This is a genomic window from Acidovorax sp. FW305-C-20-28 (assembly GCF_058783375.1).
This window is the reverse complement of sequence record NZ_JBYSYM010000005.1, coordinates 196,583-212,073: the sequence shown is the minus strand read 5'-3', so window position 1 is coordinate 212,073 and position 15,491 is coordinate 196,583. Positions and strand designations below refer to the sequence as shown.

General features: G+C 69.7%; 13 protein-coding genes. 4 read left to right on the top strand and 9 right to left on the bottom strand.

Translation table 11 applies throughout. The features are described 5' to 3' along the window. Positions 1–10 precede the first annotated feature (10 nt). On the top strand, positions 11–1,285 hold the full coding sequence (locus AC3WOH_RS08710) for a patatin-like phospholipase family protein (protein ID WP_492228963.1): 1,275 nt from the start codon (positions 11–13) through the stop codon (positions 1,283–1,285). On the opposite strand, the gene AC3WOH_RS08705 is transcribed toward AC3WOH_RS08710, so the two are convergent. Then, on the bottom strand, positions 1,272–2,411 hold the full coding sequence (locus AC3WOH_RS08705; protein ID WP_492228961.1) for an SMP-30/gluconolactonase/LRE family protein: 1,140 nt from the start codon (positions 2,409–2,411) through the stop codon (positions 1,272–1,274). The genes AC3WOH_RS08710 and AC3WOH_RS08705 overlap by 14 nt on opposite strands. 111 nt (positions 2,412–2,522) lie before the next feature. On the opposite strand from AC3WOH_RS08705, the gene metG reads away from it, so the two are divergent. After that, positions 2,523–4,604, top strand: coding sequence for a methionine--tRNA ligase (gene metG / locus AC3WOH_RS08700; RefSeq protein WP_492228960.1), 2,082 nt, complete (start codon positions 2,523–2,525; stop codon positions 4,602–4,604). A 3-nt stretch (positions 4,605–4,607) separates the two neighbouring features. Here the strand turns inward: metG and AC3WOH_RS08695 are convergent, their stop codons facing one another. The 3 genes from AC3WOH_RS08695 to AC3WOH_RS08685 all read right to left on the bottom strand — a co-directional run bounded on the left by AC3WOH_RS08695 (position 4,608) and on the right by AC3WOH_RS08685 (position 7,385). Continuing rightward, complete coding sequence (locus AC3WOH_RS08695) at positions 4,608–5,249, bottom strand: DUF2306 domain-containing protein (protein WP_492228958.1); 642 nt, start codon at positions 5,247–5,249, stop codon at positions 4,608–4,610. 61 nt (positions 5,250–5,310) lie between these two features. Beyond that, the gene (locus AC3WOH_RS08690) at positions 5,311–6,729 is read right to left on the bottom strand and encodes a sensor histidine kinase (RefSeq protein ID WP_492228956.1); all 1,419 of its coding nucleotides are present in this window, start codon (positions 6,727–6,729) and stop codon (positions 5,311–5,313) included. Further along, complete coding sequence (locus AC3WOH_RS08685) at positions 6,726–7,385, bottom strand: response regulator (protein ID WP_492228955.1); 660 nt, start codon at positions 7,383–7,385, stop codon at positions 6,726–6,728. The genes AC3WOH_RS08690 and AC3WOH_RS08685 overlap by 4 nt, the downstream gene beginning before the upstream one ends. A gap of 213 nt (positions 7,386–7,598) precedes the next feature. Here AC3WOH_RS08685 and AC3WOH_RS08680 point away from each other — a divergent pair, with 213 nt between their 5' ends. Beyond that, a complete protein-coding gene (locus tag AC3WOH_RS08680) occupies positions 7,599–8,372 on the top strand; it encodes a MipA/OmpV family protein (RefSeq protein WP_492228953.1) in 774 nt (257 codons plus the stop codon). Positions 8,373–8,376: 4 nt separating this feature from the next. Here the strand turns inward: AC3WOH_RS08680 and AC3WOH_RS08675 are convergent, their stop codons facing one another. The 4 genes from AC3WOH_RS08675 to AC3WOH_RS08660 all read right to left on the bottom strand — a co-directional run bounded on the left by AC3WOH_RS08675 (position 8,377) and on the right by AC3WOH_RS08660 (position 12,619). Then, positions 8,377–9,357: a Bug family tripartite tricarboxylate transporter substrate binding protein gene (locus AC3WOH_RS08675; RefSeq protein WP_492228951.1), complete on the bottom strand. Its 981-nt coding sequence runs from the start codon at positions 9,355–9,357 to the stop codon at positions 8,377–8,379. Positions 9,358–9,442: 85 nt separating this feature from the next. Further along, positions 9,443–10,432, bottom strand: coding sequence for a tripartite tricarboxylate transporter substrate binding protein (locus AC3WOH_RS08670; RefSeq protein ID WP_492228949.1), 990 nt, complete (start codon positions 10,430–10,432; stop codon positions 9,443–9,445). A 41-nt stretch (positions 10,433–10,473) separates the two neighbouring features. After that, on the bottom strand, positions 10,474–11,412 hold the full coding sequence (locus AC3WOH_RS08665) for a hydroxymethylglutaryl-CoA lyase (protein WP_492228947.1): 939 nt from the start codon (positions 11,410–11,412) through the stop codon (positions 10,474–10,476). A gap of 10 nt (positions 11,413–11,422) precedes the next feature. Further along, complete coding sequence (locus tag AC3WOH_RS08660) at positions 11,423–12,619, bottom strand: CaiB/BaiF CoA transferase family protein (protein ID WP_492228945.1); 1,197 nt, start codon at positions 12,617–12,619, stop codon at positions 11,423–11,425. 166 nt (positions 12,620–12,785) lie between these two features. On the opposite strand from AC3WOH_RS08660, the gene prpR reads away from it, so the two are divergent. Next, positions 12,786–14,726, top strand: coding sequence for a propionate catabolism operon regulatory protein PrpR (gene prpR, locus AC3WOH_RS08655; protein ID WP_492228943.1), 1,941 nt, complete (start codon positions 12,786–12,788; stop codon positions 14,724–14,726). Here prpR and AC3WOH_RS08650 read toward each other — a convergent pair. After that, positions 14,720–15,361, bottom strand: coding sequence for a YitT family protein (locus AC3WOH_RS08650; protein ID WP_492228942.1), 642 nt, complete (start codon positions 15,359–15,361; stop codon positions 14,720–14,722). The two genes, prpR and AC3WOH_RS08650, sit on opposite strands and share 7 nt — an antisense overlap. Between the last annotated feature and the right edge of the window lie 130 nt (positions 15,362–15,491).

Below are 15,491 nucleotides of genomic sequence, written 5' to 3'. Positions count from 1 at the left end.
CTTGCCGCCGATGCAATCACCCGACAGCCCCGTCCCGCCCTCTGCCCCCGCCACGGGCCTGCTGCTGACAGGCGGCGGCGCCCGGGCCGCCTACCAGGTGGGGGTGCTCGAAGCCATTGCCGACCTGCGCCAGGCCTGTGGCGCGGGCGACGAGCCCAACCCGTTTCCCATCATCACCGGCACCTCGGCCGGTGCCATCAACGCGGCGGCGCTGGCCTGCGGGGCCGACAACTTCGACCGGGCGGTGCGCCGCATCGCCCGCGTGTGGCGCGATTTCCATGCGCAGCAGGTGTACCGCGCCGACTCGCTGAGCGTGCTGCGCAGCGGTGCGCGCTGGCTGTCGCTGCTGTCGCTGGGCTGGGCCCTGGCGCGCTGGCGCCGCATGCGGCCGCGCTCGCTGCTGGACAACTCGCCGCTCGAAAAACTGCTGGTGCGGCTGGTGCCGCTGGTGCGCCTGCCGCGCCTGCTGAAAAAGGGGCACCTCACGGCGCTGGCAGTCACGGCGTCAAGCTACAGCTCGGGCGAGCACGTGACCTTCTTCGAGACCAACGCCCCGCTGCAGCCCTGGGTGCGCTCGCAGCGCAAGGCGGCGCGCGACCGCATCACGCACGAGCACCTGCTCGCCTCCTCGGCCATTCCCTTCGTGTTTCCGGCCAAGGCCATCAGCATGGGCGACCACATGGAGTTCTTCGGCGACGGCTCCATGCGCCAGTCGGCGCCCATCGCGCCGGCCATCCACCTCGGAGCCGAGCGCATCCTGGTGGTGGGCGCCGGCCGCATGCACGAGCCCAAGGGCGACGCCTCGGCCAACCCCACACCGACCTACCCCTCGCTCGCACAGATCGCGGGGCATGCGCTGTCCAACATCTTCCTCGATGCACTCTCGGTGGACGTGGAGCGCGTGCAGCGCGTGAACCAGACACTCTCGCTGATCCCGCCCGAGGTGCGCGCCAAGAGCGCCCTGCGCCCCATCGAGCTCTTGGTGATCGCCCCCTCGCAGCGCCTGGACGCCGTGGCCGCCCGGCATGTGGGCAACCTGCCCACGCCCGTGCGCGCCATGCTGGGCGCCCTGGGCGTCACCTCCAACATGGCCGACGTGCGCGGCGCGGCCCTGGCCAGCTACCTGCTGTTCGAGTCGGGCTACACGCGCGAACTCATGGCCCTGGGCCGCGAGGACACGCTGGCCATGCGCGCCGAGGTCTGCAAATTCTTCGGCTGGACCGACACCGGCGCCGAGGTGCAGACCCGATTCCACACGACGGACACCGAGCCTACGGAGCCTTGAGCACATCCTTGGGCAGCCAGCCCAGGCCCTTGGCATGCAGGCTTTGCACATACAGCCGGTCCGCCGTCTCGGTGATGGCCGTGGTCTCGGGGTAGGCGCCCGCCGGGTCCTGCAGGTCGGCCACGACCTGGCCGTCGTCGGTGAAGGCGATCACATGGCCATAGGGCTGGGGAATCGGCCACAGCACACGCGGCAGGCGCAGCGTCAGGCTGCGCAGCCAGGGCTTGCCGGCCATGTTGTCGATGGCGGCGCCGCGTGGCTTGGCAAAACCCAGCCAGATCCGGCCGTCCTGCCCGCGCATCAGGTTGTCCGGGTAGCCGGGCAGGTTGTCGAGCAACACCCGCGCCTGCGCGGCCGCAGGTGCGTTGCCAATATCCAGGGCATTCGCGTCCACCGCGATCTTCCACACCCGGTACTTGCCGGTCTCGTTGACGAACAGGCTCTTTTCGTCCTGGCTCAGCGCCACGCCGTTGGCAAAGCTGATGCCGCGGGCCACCACGCGCGTAACGCGGGTGGCGGGGTCGTATTCGAGCACGCGGCCGGTGCTGGCCTGCTCCAGGATGTCGAGCACGCTGGCCTCGAAGGTGCCGCCCCAGTCCTTGGGCGCAAATCGGGTGGAGGCATCGCTCAGGTACATCCTGCCGCTTTTCGCCACCACCACGCCATCGGCGTAGCGGATGGGGTCGCCCGCGCCCACCTGGTCGGTGAGCAGGCTCACCTTGCCATCGGGGGCGATGGACAGCAGGCCCTTGACCGCATCGGCCGCGATCAAATGACCCGCCGCGTCGAAGTCGAAGCCCAGCACGCGCCCGCCGGTGTTGGCGAACACCTGCTGGTCCGAGCCATCGGGGTTCATGCGCAGGATATTGCCGCTCAGCACGGCGGCGTAGAGCCTGCCGTCACGGCCCAGGGCAATGTGCTCGGGGCCGATCTCGCCCTTCAGGTCGATCATGCGCAGCCCCGCCAGGCGCTGGTTGGGGGCATGCACGCCCTGGTAGCCGGGCGCCGCAGGCGCCGTCCAGGCCACCGGCGCGATGGGCACCGGCCACCAGGCCAGGTAGGCCGCGCCCGCCAGCACCACAATCCCCAATCCCCCTCCCAGCCTGCCCCAGCGCATCTTGGCCATGCCCGTCTCCCCCGTTGTTCTTGAGCCTGGCATTGTGGCATCTGCCCCCAGCCGGCGGCGGGCCGCTCCAAACGCCTAAAATCATGGGTTCCGCCTGAGAAAGTACGACCCATGACGTCATCCGCACGCAAGCTCTTCGTCACCACCGCCCTGCCGTATGCCAACGGCAACTTCCATATCGGCCACATCATGGAATACATCCAGGCCGACATCTGGGTGCGGTTCCAGCGCATGCAGGGCAACGCGGTGAACTTTGTGGGTGCCGACGACACGCACGGCGCACCCATCATGATCGCGGCCGAGAAGGCCGGCAAGACGCCCCAGCAGTTCGTCGCCGACATCGCGGCCGGCCGCAAGCAGTACCTGGACGGTTTTCACATCAGCTTCGACAACTGGCACAGCACCGACGGCCCGGAAAACCACGAGCTGGCACGCCAGATCTACCGCGACCTGCGCGACCGCGCCGACGGTTCGCTGATCGAGACCCGCACCATCGAGCAGTTCTTCGACCCCGAGAAGAACATGTTCCTGCCCGACCGCTTCATCAAGGGCGAGTGCCCCAAGTGCCACGCCAAGGACCAGTACGGCGACAACTGCGAGGTCTGCGGCTCGGTGTACGCGCCCACCGACCTGATCAACCCGTTCTCGGCCCTGTCGGGAGTGAAGCCCGAGCTCAAGAGCTCGGAGCACTTCTTCTTCAAGCTCTCGGACCCGCGCTGCGTGGAGTTCCTGGAGCGCTGGACCCAGGACGGCAAACTGCAGCCCGAGGTGGCCAACAAGATCAAGGAGTGGTTCACCGTCCGCACCAACCCGGACGGCACGATCAGCGAAGGCCTGGGCGACTGGGACATCTCGCGCGACGCACCCTACTTCGGCATCGAGATCCCCGATGCACCGGGCAAGTACTTCTACGTCTGGCTCGATGCGCCGGTGGGCTACCTGGCCTCGCTCAAGAACCTCCTGGAAAAGCGCGGCGAGAGCTACGACGCCTACATGGCCGACCCGGCCCTGGAGCAGTACCATTTCATCGGCAAGGACATCGTCACCTTCCACACGCTGTTCTGGCCTGCGATGCTGCATTTCAGCGGCCGCAAGACGCCCGACAACGTGTTCGTGCACGGCTTCCTCACCGTGAACAACGGCGAGAAGATGAGCAAGAGCCGCGGCACCGGGCTGGACCCGCTCAAGTACCTGGGCCTGAAGATGAACCCCGAGTGGCTGCGCTACTACCTGGCGGCCAAGCTGTCCAACCGCAACGAGGACATCGACTTCAACGCCGACGACTTCATGGCGCGCGTGAACAGCGACCTGATCGGCAAGTACGTGAACATCGCCAGCCGTGCGGCGGGCTTCCTGACCAAGCGCTTCGACGGCAAGCTGACCACGCAGTTCGGCACCGACGGTGCGGCCCTGCTGGCCGAGATCCGCGGCGCGGGCGACGCCCTGGCGCAGATGTACGAGGCGCGCGAGTTCGGCAAGGCCACGCGCGAGATCATGCTGCTGGCCGACAAGGTCAACGCCTACGTGGACCAGAACAAGCCCTGGGACCTGGCCAAGGATGCCGCCAACAACGAGGCCCTGCACCAGGTGTGCTCGGTGCTGATCAACGCCTTTGCCGTGCTCACGCGCTACCTGGCGCCCGTGCTGCCGGGCCTGGCCCGTGCGGTGGAAGCCTTTGTCGGCAGCGACATGCAGCGCTGGGCCGTGGCCGGCGACGTGCAGGCCATCGCCCCCTACCAGCACCTGATGCAGCGCGTGGCACCCGAGCAGCTCGACGCGCTGTTCGAAGCGCCCGCCCAGCCCGTGGCTGCAGCCCCCGAAGTGGCGGCGCCCGGCGGCGAAGAACTCGCGCCCACGATCGGCATCGACGACTTCACCAAGATCGACCTGCGCATCGCGCTGATCGTGAACTGCGAGCCCGTCGAAGGCTCGACCAAGCTGCTGCGCCTGACGCTGGACGTGGGCGAAGGCCGCACGCGCAACGTCTTCAGCGGCATCGCCAGCGCCTACCAGCCAGCCGACCTGATCGGCAAGCACACGGTGATGGTGGCCAACCTGGCACCGCGCAAGATGAAGTTCGGCGTCTCCGAAGGCATGGTGCTGGCCGCCAGCCATGGCGACGAGAAGGCCAACCCCGGCATCTACGTGCTCAACCCCTGGCCGGGCGCCACGCCGGGCATGCGCGTGCGCTGACCCTTACTGGAATCGCAGCGTCTGGGGGCGCTGCTTTGGATCCTTGCGCCGCAGATACCACTCTGCGGCCAGGGCATTGGGCACCCAGCACAGCCAGGCGATGAAGGGATAGGTCAGCGCTTCGTCGATGTCGGCTGCCATGCTGGCGCCCAGGTAGATGCGCAGCGTGATGGCAGCCGTCGTGAGCGCAAAGCTGCGCAGCATCCAGCGCCGGTGCTCGGCAAAGCGCCGCTGCAAGGCGAACGCCAGGCCCATACCGGTGGTCACGATCCATGCGGCGCCCAGTGCGAAGAAGCCCAGGGCCGCCACCCACCCTGACATCGCGTCCCATGCCAGGGGGAGCGAGCTCAGCCAGGCGACCGCGATGGACAGCACATAGGCTCGCCCCACCCAGCGGTGCAGCGCGGGAAACCGGCTGCGCCATGCCGGCACGAACTGCAGCGGCCCCAGCATCAGCGCCAGCGAGGCGCTGACCGCATGCACGACAAAGGGCTTTGGCCAGCGCTCCAGGCTGGGCAGGTCCGACGGGAAGGGCATGCCGGGCAGCGCGTAGCGCAGCGAAAACAGGCCGATGGCCAGCGCAGACAGGGCCAGAAAGGCCCAGGACCAGGCCAGGGCGGGGGAAGAGAAGAAGCGTGTCGTCATCGCAAAAACCTTGGGGAGGATGGAAGTCCATCCACTCTAGGAAGCGCGACTCAGCCCCGCATTAGCCCTCACTTACGCCAGCATGAGCAAGGTGCACCCTTGCCACCAGGCCCGTTGCACCGTCGTCCCGCGCCCGCAACTCCACCCGCAGCCCATGGCGCAGCGCCGTCGCCCGGGTGATGGCCAGGCCCAGGCCGCTGCCGTCGGCCGCGGCACCAGGCACGCGAAAGAAGCGGTCGAACACCCGCTCCAGCAGCTCGGGTGGAATACCGGGCCCGGTGTCGACGATGTCCACCACCGGCCCCTCGCCCAGTGCATGCAGGCGCACCTCGACGCTGCCGCCTTCGGGCGTGTAGCGCAGCGCGTTGTCCAACAGGTTGTCGAACACGCTGCGCAGGTCGCTGGCCACGGCCTCGACCTGCACGGCGCAGGTGCCGCTGAAACCCACCTCGATGCGCCGCTGGTCCGCCAGCGGCATGAGCTGGCCCACGCTCTCGCGCAGCAGCGCCGTGATGTCCACCGGCTCAGCCGCCAGCCCCGTGGAGGCCGGCGCCTCCTGGCGCGAGAGCCGCAGCAGCTGGCCGATCAGGTGCCGGGCGCGGCGCATGCCGGCATCGAGCTGGGCAAACTGCTGCTGAGCCTCGCCCGCGGGCAGCAAGGGCTGCAGGTTCTCCATCTGCAGCGCCATGGCGGCCATGGGGGTGCGCAGCTCGTGCGCGGCGTCCTGCACAAAGCGGCGCTGGGCGGCAAAGGCCTCGTCCAGCCGCCCGAGCAGGGCATTGAACGAGCCGACCAGGGGCACGATCTCCTCAGGCACGCGGCCCATGGGGATGGCGCCCAGGCTGCGGTCGTTGCGCTGGGCCACCTCGTCGGCCACGGCGCGCAGCGAGCGCGACGCGCGGCCCACCACGCGCCACAGCGTGAACAGCAGCGCAGGCACCAGCAAGGCCAGGGGCACGATGGCGTACAGGGTGCGCACGGCCACCTCCTCCTGCAGGAACTGCTCGCTTTGCAGCACCTGCACGCGGTGCTGCCCGGGGCCGGCCAGCGGCGTGGTGTAGGTGCGCCAGCCGGGTGCCCAGGCATCGCCGGTGCGCAGGCGCTGGTGGCCGGGAGCAGCCTGCAGGGGCACGCTGATGTCCGGGCCGGAGGTGGCGAGCAAACGCCCATCGGCCGACCAGACCTGCACGACGAAGGCACCCCATTCCACGATGTGGGTGCGGCTGAGCGGGGGCAGCGGCTCGGCCGCAGCCTCCGCCGGGCCTGCCCGCACCGGCCCGCCGGCCAGGTGCGAACGCGCCAGTATCTCCATCTGGTACTGCATGAAGGTGTGGATGAGCGCGCTGTAGCTGGCCCAGAAGGCCCCGCCCGCCACCACGGCACCCGCCAGCACCCACGGGGCCAGCCAGAGCACGATCTGCCCGCGCAGCGAGCGCGGGCGGTACCAGCGGGGCGCCGCCTCGGGCGCTGCGCCCGTCATGGTGCCGCCACCCGCCAGCCCAGGCCGCGCACGTTGCGGATGGCGTCGGGCCCGAGCTTGCGGCGCATGCCGTGGATGAGCACGTCCACGGCATTGCTGCTGACCTCCTCGCCCCAGCCGTAGATGCGGTTTTCGAGCTGCTCGCGCGAGAGGATGGCCCCGGGCCGCTCCAGCAGCGCATGCAGCAGGGCGAATTCGCGTGCCGTAAGGGCGCCGCGCACACCATCCTGCAGCACCTCGCGCGTGGCCAGGTCCAGTTGCACGGCGCCGTTGCCCAGCAGCGACTGGGCGGCACCGCTGCGCCGGCGCACCACGGCGCGCATGCGCGCCAGCAGCTCGCTCATCTCGAAGGGCTTGAGCAGGTAGTCGTCGGCCCCGGTATCGAGCCCGTTCACGCGGTCCTCGACCCCGTCGCGCGCCGTGAGCACCACCACCGGCGTGAGGTCGCCGCGTGCCCGCGCACGGCGCAGCACCTCGGTGCCGTCCAGCCCGGGCAGGCCCAGGTCCAGCAGCACGCAGCTGTAGTCGCCGTCGGCCAGGGCGCTGTGGGCCAGCTCGCCATTGCGCACCCAGTCCACCGACCAGCCCGCACCCTTGAGCGCATGCGTGAGGCCGCGCCCGATCATGTCGTCGTCTTCCACCAGCAATGCGCGCAACGGGGGTCTCCTTGAGGGAAATGGGGCAGCGCAAGCCTAGCGCGGGATTCTTAGCCGGCCGTGAGCAGCGCCATGCAGGGTGGCTAACGGCAGGCTAAGAAAGCCTTCCTACAGTCCACCGGCCTGCCGCGGCAAAGCTACCACCGCGGCGGCCCCCTGTCCACGCAGGTCCGCCCTGCCCCGCATCCCATTCTTCCTGTGGAACTTGAGACCATGACGCTTCGCCTCCCGCATCCATCCATCCGCCTCCTGGCGGCACTGGCCGCCACGCTGCCCTTGCTGGCGCCTGCCAGTGCCCAGGCGCAGGAGGCAGGTGCCTCCACCTGGGGCCTGGGTCTGGCCGTCAGCGCCGACCGCAAGCCCTACCGCGATTTCGACGACAAGCTGCAGCCGCTGCCCCTGCTGACCTACGAGAACCGCTGGATCAGCATTGCCGGCCCCGGGGTGGATTTCAAGCTGCCCTTGGCGGGACCCGTGGGCCTGCGGCTGCGCTCGCGCTTCGGCTTCGAGGGCTACGAGGCCGAGGACTCGCCCTGGCTGGCCGGCATGCACGAACGCAAGGGCAGCCTGTGGCTGGGCGCCGCCGCGACCTGGGACACGGGGCCGGTACAGCTCTCGGCCGAGCTGCTGGCCGATGCCTCGGGCCACAGCAAGGGGCGCCAGTTCACGCTCAAGGCCGAGCGCCGCTTCCAGCTGGGCGCCTGGGATGTGACGCCACGCCTGGCGCTGCAGCAGCAGGACCGCAAGACGGTGGACTACTACTACGGCGTGCAGGCCAGCGAGGCCCGGCTGGGCCGCCCGGCCTACGAGGGCAGCTCCACCGTGAACCTGCAGGCCGGCGTGCGCGTGGGCTACACGCTGGCGCCGCGGCAGTGGATGTTCGTGGACGTGAGCGCCACACGCCTGGGCAGCGCCATCAAGGACAGCCCGCTGGTCAACCGCAGCAGCCAGCCGGCCGTGACGGCCGGCTTCCTCTACCGCTTCTGAGCGCTCATTCGGCGCGGATGTTGGCCGCCTTCACCACCTCGCCGTACTTGCGCAGGTCGGCCTCGATCTCGCTGCGGAACTGGGCCGGCGTGTTGCCCGAGGCGACGATGCCCAGAGACGCCAGGCGCTCCTTGATGTCGGGCGACTGCACCACGGCATTGAGCTCGCGCTGCAGGCGCTCGACGATGGCCGTGGGCGTCTTCGCGGGCGCAAGGATGCCGATCCACGAATTCACTTCGAAGCCCGGCACGCCCGACTCGGCCACCGTGGGCACGGCCGACAGCGAGGGCAGGCGCTGCGCGGTGGACACCGCGATGGCCTGCACCTGGCCGCGCTGGATGAAGGGGTAGGCGCCCGCCACGGCGGTGTAGAGCATGGGCAGCGAGCCGCCCACCACGTCGGCCAGGGCCTGGCCGCCACCCTTGTAGGGCACGTGCACGAACTTCGCGCCCGTGCGCACGCGCAGCAGCTCGCCCGCCAGGTGCGGCGTGCTGCCCGTGCCCGCGCTGCCATAGGAGATGCCGCCCTCGGTGGCCTTGGAATGCGCGACCAGCGCCGCGAAGTCCTTGGCCGGCACCGAGGGGTGGGTGACGATGACCAGCGCCGCATCGCCGATCTTGCTGACCGGTGCGAAATCCTTGAGCGTATCGAAGGGCACCTTGGCGAACACATGGGGGTTGATGACCATGGTGCCGTCGAAGCCGACGACCAGGGTGTAGCCATCGGGCGCCGCTGTGGCGCCCATCTGCGTGCCGATGTTGCCCGAGGCGCCGGGCCGGTTGTCCACCACCACCTGCTGGCCCAGGCGGGCCCCCAGGCGCTCGGCCACCACGCGGGCGCCGGTGTCGGTCACGCCGCCCGGCGCAAAGGGCACGATGAGGCGGATGGGTTTGTTCGGGTAATCCTGGGCCAGGGCTGGCCCGGTCAGCAGGCACAGCGCGGCCAGGCCAGCGGCGGCGCGCCGCGACAGCAGTCGATTCGTCATGATTTTGTCTCCTTGGTTTTTTTAAAAAGGCCAACGTGCCCTGCGCTCTGGTGGCGCATGGTGCGGGCACGTGGCGTTGTCGGCCTTACTCGGCGCTGATACCGCCACGCTGGGCCACCTGGGCCCACTTGCGGGTCTCGCCCTCCACGAAGCGGCGGAACTCCGCGGGCGGCGTGAGCACGATGCTGGCGCCCTGATCCTGCATCTGCTTGGTCACGGCCGGGTCGGCCGCCACCTTGCGCAGGTCCTGGTTGATGCGCTCGACCACCGCGTCGGGCAGGCCGGCCGGGCCGAACATGCCGTACCAATTGAGCGACTGCACGCCGGCCAGGCCCGCCTCCTTGAAGGTCATGGCCTCGGGGAAGATGCCCATGCGCTGCTCGGCCGCCACGCCCACCACGCGCAGCTTGCCCGAGTGGATGTGCGGCAAGGCCGTGAGCACGCTGGTCACACCGGCCGGCAGGTGGCCGCCGATGATGTCCACCATAATGGGCGCGCCGCCCTTGTAGGGCACGCCCGTGATCTGCAGGTTGCCCGACTGGCGGATGAGCTCGCCGGTCAGGCGCGTCTGGCCTTCCGAGTAGCCCACGGCGACCTCCTTCTCGCGCGCCACCTTGAGCAGGTCGGGCAGCTGCTTGTAGGGGCCATCGGCCGCCACCACCAGCACCATGGGCGAGTTGGCGATGTTGGTCACCGGGGTGAAGGCCTTGGCCGTGTCGTAGGGCAGGCTCTTCATGAGCACGGGGTTGATGGCGTGCGAGCCCACCACCAGCAGCAGGGTGTGGCCGTCGGGCGCGGCCTTGGCGACGTAGCTCGAACCGATCACGCCGTTGGCGCCGGTGCGGTTGTCCACGATCACCGACTGGCCCCAGACCTCGGACAGGCGCTGCGCCATGAGGCGGCCCACGATGTCGGTGCCGCCGCCGGCCGAGTACGGCACGACGATGGTCACGGGCTTGCTGGGGTACTTGCGCTCCTGGGCATGGGCGCCGATGAGCGGGCTGGCGCCAAAGGCAGCGATGGCGGCCAGGGCCGCGCGGCGGTTGGTGCGTGAGAAGGGGGCTTGCATGTCCATGCGGTTTGTCTCCGGGTGTAGTTTGAATGGAATGGTCGGTTTCAGGCGGGCACTGGCTCGGCCTCGCGGCGCTTGTCACGCTGGCGCCGCAGCCAGGCGATGGAGCGGCCGCCCAGGGGGCGCTGCAGTTGGTCCTGCGCGAAGTCCACGGCCGTGAGCAGCCCGTCGAGCGACAGGCCGGTGGCAAAGCCGCTGCGCTCGGCCAGCAGCACCAGGTCCTCGGTCGCCAGGTTGCCGGCGGCGCCGGGCGCAAAGGGGCAGCCGCCGATGCCGCCCACGCTGGCGTCGAAGCGGCGCACGCCGGCCTCCAGCGCGGCCCAGGCGTTGGCCGCACCCATGCCGCGCGTGTCGTGCAGGTGCACGGCCAGGCGGTCCACGGGCACCACGCCACGCAGTGCCGCAAAGCGCTCCTTGACCATGCCCGGCGAAGCCGAGCCGATGGTGTCGGCAACCACCACCTCGCCCGCACCGGCCGCATGCATCCGCGCGGCCAGGCGCAGCACCTCGGCCAGCGGCGTCTCGCCCTCGAAGGGGCAGTCGAAGGCCACGGCCACATAGGCCCGCGTGCGCAGGCCCAGCGCCTGGGCCGCGGCCAGGGTCTGCTCGCTCACATCCAGCGCCTGGGCCAGGCCCATGTTGATGTTCTTGCGGTTCATGGTCTCCGTGGCGGAGAGCACCACGGCAATCTCTTGCGCCCCGGCGGCATGGGCGCGCTCCAGCCCCTTGAGGTTGGGCACCAGCACCGAGGTGCGCAGTTGCGGCCAGCGCGCGGCGATGCGCGGCACCAGCTCGCCCGCGTCGGCCATCTGCGGCACGGCCTTGGGCGAGACGAAGCTCGTGGCCTCCACGCTCTGCACGCCGGCCTCGGCCAGCAGGGCGATGAGCTGGAGCTTGGCATCGGTGGACAGGTGCACGGCCTGGTTCTGCAGGCCGTCGCGCGGGGAGACGTCGGTGATGTGGATGCGTTGGTGATCGCTCATGCTGCGGGCCTCACGCGATCACACCGTCTTCGCGCAGGCGCGTGAGGCGCTCGGCCGGGTAGCCCAGCCAGCCGCCCAGCACCTCGCTGGTCTGCTCGCCCAGCCGCGGCGGCGGCGTGAAGGCCCGGGGCTGCGCGGCCGACAGCTTGACCGGGTTGCCCGGCATACGCATGGCTTCACCGCTGGGCAGGGGCACCGTCACCACCATGTCGCGCGCCAGCACCTGCGGATCGGCCAGGGCCTGGGCGAAGTTGTTCACCGGCCCGCAGGGGATGCGTGCGGCGCGCAGCACCTCCAGCCAGTGCCCGGTGCTCTGCTTGCGCAGCTCGGCACCCACCAGTGCGTCGATCTCGGCCTTGGCCGCGAAGCGCACGGGCTGCTGGCGGTACTCGGGCTTGCGCAGGGCATCGAGGCCGATGCATTCGACAAAACGCTCGAAAAAGGCATCGCCGATGCAGGCGATGATGATGTGGCCGTCGGCCGTGGGGTAGCTGTTGTAGGGCACGTGCACGAAGTGGCCGTTGCCTATGCCCTCGGGCACATGGCCCGACATGAAGTACATGGTGGCCATGTAGTTGAGCAGCGAGATCTGCGCGTCCAGCATGGAGATGTCCACATGCTGGCCGCGCCCGGTGTGGTCGCGCTCCACCAGCGCAGCCAGCACGCCCACCGCGCCGAACATGCCGCCGCCCAGGTCGCCGATGGGAATGCCGCTGCGCGTGGGGCCGGTGGCCGGCGTGCCCGTGATGGACATGCCGCCGCCCATGGCCTGCACCACCTGGTCGAAGGCCGGGCGCTGGGTCTGCGGACCGGTCTGGCCGAAGCCCGTGACCGAGCAGGTGACGATGCGCGGGTTGACCTGCGACAGCGCCTTGTGGTCGATGCCCAGCCGCTCGGTCACGCCCACGCTGAAGTTGTCGAACACCACGTCGGCCTGGCGCACCAGGTCCAGGAACACCTCGCGCCCCGCGGGGGACTTGAGGTCCACGCACACGCTTTGCTTGTTGCGGTTGAGCGTGAGGTAGTAGGCGCCCATGCCTTCGCGCGAGTAATCGGGGTCGTTCTCCAGCAGGCGGCGCGTGCCTTCGCCGCTGCCGGGCGGCTCCACCTTGATGGTGCGGGCCCCCAGGTCGGCCAGCAGCATGGTGCCGTAGGGGCCGGACAGCATGTGGGTCAGGTCCAGCACGGTGATGTGTTCGAGTGCCACGTGGTGTGTCTCCTTGGTCGTTGAATGCCTCCCCTGTTTGCACAGGGCGTGCCAGCCTGGTGAAACGATGCAAGTGCTTGATTTCATTGAAATTCACAGAACCGATGCAGCGACAAAACGTTTCATGCGACACTCATGAAACAATCATTCGTTTCAGGAGACACGCGTGGCACTGCCCCCGTTTACGCCCACCGGCCTGCCGCGCCTGTGCTTCCTCAGCTACCGGCAGATCCGCGAGTTCGCCATGCCGGTGGTGGCCGAGTACGCGGGACGCGCGCAAATCGAGGTGGTGGACGGCACCTTCGGCGGGGCGCTGGCGATTGCCCAGGACCGGGTGGAGCGCGGCGTGGTGGACGCCTTCGTGAGCGCGGGCTCCAACGCCAGCATCCTGCGCGCCGGGCTGCGCGCGCCGGTGGCCACCATCCAGCTCGGTGGCTTCGACCTGCTGCAGGCACTGATCAAGGCCCGGCGCATCGCGGGGCGCGTGGGCGTGGTGATGTACGGGCAGACCATCCCGGAGCTCGACGCCGTGAAGGACCTGCTCAACATCGAGATCAGCCAGCACGCCTACCAGACGCCCGACGACGCGCGCCAGCGCTTCGAAGCGCTGCGGCGCGAGGGTTTCACGGTCATCGTCGGCTCCAGCCTGGTGGTGGAGCTGGCCGAGGAGGCGGGCCTGGTGGGCCTGTTGGCGTATTCGCTGGCCAGCATCCGCAAGGGCTTCGACGATGCGCTGGAGCTGGCGCGCGTGGCGCGGCTGGAGGCCGGCCGCTACGAGCAGCTGCACAGCGTGCTACACAACCTGCAGGAGGCCGTGGTCGCCGTGGACCGGCAGGACCGCATCATCGCCGTGAACCCGCCCATGCAGCAGTTGCTGGGCGGCCCTGGCCTGCGCGTGCAGGGCCAGGCGCTCGATGCACTGCAGCCCGCACTGTCGCTGCGCGCCACGCTGGACAGCGGCCTTGAGGAGCGTGCCGTGGCCCAGCGCTTCGCGCAGCGCGACTGGGTGGCCCACCGCACGCCCATCCGCGAGCATGGCGAGATCGTGGGCGCGGCGCTCACGCTGTACGACGCCGGCACCATCCAGGCGGCAGACACCAGCCTGCGCATGATGCAGCGGCGCCAGCAGCATGCGGCGCGCCACGGCTTCGGCAGTCTTGCAGGCACCAGCCCGGCGCTGCAGCGCGCCATCGCCAGCGCGCGGCGCTTTGCGCGCACCGACCTCGGCGTGCTGATCACGGGCGAGAGCGGCGTGGGCAAGGAGCTTTTCGCCCAGGCCATGCACAACGACAGCAGCCGCGCAGGAAGGCCCTTCGTGGCGGTGAACTGCGCGTCCTTCCCCGAATCACTGCTGGAGAGCGAGCTCTTCGGCTACGAGGAAGGCGCCTTCACCGGCTCGCGCCGCGGCGGCAAGCGCGGGCTGTTCGAAGCGGCGCACACGGGCACCCTGTTCCTGGACGAGATCGGCGACATGCCGCTGCCGCTGCAGACGCGCCTGCTGCGCGTGCTGCAAGAGCGCGAGATCATGCGCCTGGGCGCCACCGCGCCCATCCCCATCGACGTGCGCGTGATCGCCGCCACGCACCAGCCGCTGGCAGAACTGATCGCGGCGCAGCGCTTCCGCCAGGACCTGTACTACCGCCTGAACACGCTGCGCCTGGCCCTGCCCGCGCTGCGCGAGCGGCGCGAGGACATCCCCGCCATCGCCACGCCGCTGGTGGCGCGCTGCCTGACCCGGCTGGGCTCGCCCCTGGATGCGGCCAGCGCCCTGGCACCGCTGCTGCCGCTGCTCACTGCCTACGGCTGGCCGGGCAATGTACGCGAGCTGGAGAACCTGGCCGAGCGCATCGCCGTCTTTTTGCTGCAGTTCGACCGGGTGGGCGATGTGCGCTACGCCGAGCTGGCGCACGACTGCCCGGAACTGTTCGCGCAGCCCGGCGCAGCCGCAGGCAGCACGGACCAGCCGCTGGCCGAGCGCGTGGCCCAGGCCATGGAACTGGCAGGCGGGCGCCGGGCCGAGGCCGCGCAGCGCCTGGGCGTGAGCCGCTCCACGCTGTGGCGCTGGCTGCGCGAGCTGGAAGGTACGGAGCCGCCCACCGGTCAGTGACCGACGTAGCGCCCGGGGCGGTGGCTGATCCAGAGAAAGCCGCTCATCACCAGCACCGCGAGCACCGAGTACGCCACCCGCTCGGGCGGCACGATGAACAGCGCCATCAGCACCACGGCGCCGTCGATGCCCATCTGCACCTTGCCCGCGCGGATGCCGTAGCGGTCCTGCATGTACAGCGACAGCACCGTGGCGCCGCCCAGGCTGGAGCGGTGGCGTGCCAGGAACAGGCAGCCCGTGCCCAGCAGCAGGCCACCGAGCAGCGAGGCGAACAGCGGATTGAGGTAGTCCACGTGCATGACATGCGGAAACAGTTCGGTGAGCCCCGAGAGCAGCGCCACCGAGACAAAGGTCTTGAGCGTGAACTCGCGCCCCATGCGCGTCCAGGCGAACCAATAGAACGGCAGGTTCACCAGGAAGAACAGCTTGCCGAACGACACCCCGCTGACGTAATGCGCGAGGAAGGCGATGCCCGCCGTGCCGCCCACCAGCAGGCCGGCCTGGTTGAACAGCATGAGCGCCATGGCCACGAACAGGGTGCCCGCGAAGATGGCCTGGGCGTCCTCGTAGGTGCCGTGGCGCAAGGATTCGGGGGTGTCGGTTTCGGCAAGGGGCGAAGTGGAAGGGTCGGGCATGGGTCGGTGCATCAGCATACAGCGGCTATCGGACAACGGGAGTCTGCACGGGCACAAGCAAGCACCGCGCCAAGGGCCGGCACAGGAAATGCTTGCATTGCCGACACCTTCCACCCACCCCTGTGCGACA

What these genes read in the sequence shown, in the direction of transcription:
- AC3WOH_RS08710 (WP_492228963.1), top strand. Translation starts at nt 11, where the DNA reads ATGCAATCACCCGACAGCCCCGTCCCGCCCTCTGCCCCCGCCACGGGC.
- AC3WOH_RS08705 (WP_492228961.1), bottom strand. Translation starts at nt 2,411, where the DNA reads ATGGCCAAGATGCGCTGGGGCAGGCTGGGAGGGGGATTGGGGATTGTG.
- metG (WP_492228960.1), top strand. Translation starts at nt 2,523, where the DNA reads ATGACGTCATCCGCACGCAAGCTCTTCGTCACCACCGCCCTGCCGTAT.
- AC3WOH_RS08695 (WP_492228958.1), bottom strand. Translation starts at nt 5,249, where the DNA reads ATGACGACACGCTTCTTCTCTTCCCCCGCCCTGGCCTGGTCCTGGGCC.
- AC3WOH_RS08690 (WP_492228956.1), bottom strand. Translation starts at nt 6,729, where the DNA reads ATGACGGGCGCAGCGCCCGAGGCGGCGCCCCGCTGGTACCGCCCGCGC.
- AC3WOH_RS08680 (WP_492228953.1), top strand. Translation starts at nt 7,599, where the DNA reads ATGACGCTTCGCCTCCCGCATCCATCCATCCGCCTCCTGGCGGCACTG.
- AC3WOH_RS08675 (WP_492228951.1), bottom strand. Translation starts at nt 9,357, where the DNA reads ATGACGAATCGACTGCTGTCGCGGCGCGCCGCCGCTGGCCTGGCCGCG.
- AC3WOH_RS08670 (WP_492228949.1), bottom strand. Translation starts at nt 10,432, where the DNA reads ATGGACATGCAAGCCCCCTTCTCACGCACCAACCGCCGCGCGGCCCTG.
- AC3WOH_RS08665 (WP_492228947.1), bottom strand. Translation starts at nt 11,412, where the DNA reads ATGAGCGATCACCAACGCATCCACATCACCGACGTCTCCCCGCGCGAC.
- AC3WOH_RS08650 (WP_492228942.1), bottom strand. Translation starts at nt 15,361, where the DNA reads ATGCCCGACCCTTCCACTTCGCCCCTTGCCGAAACCGACACCCCCGAA.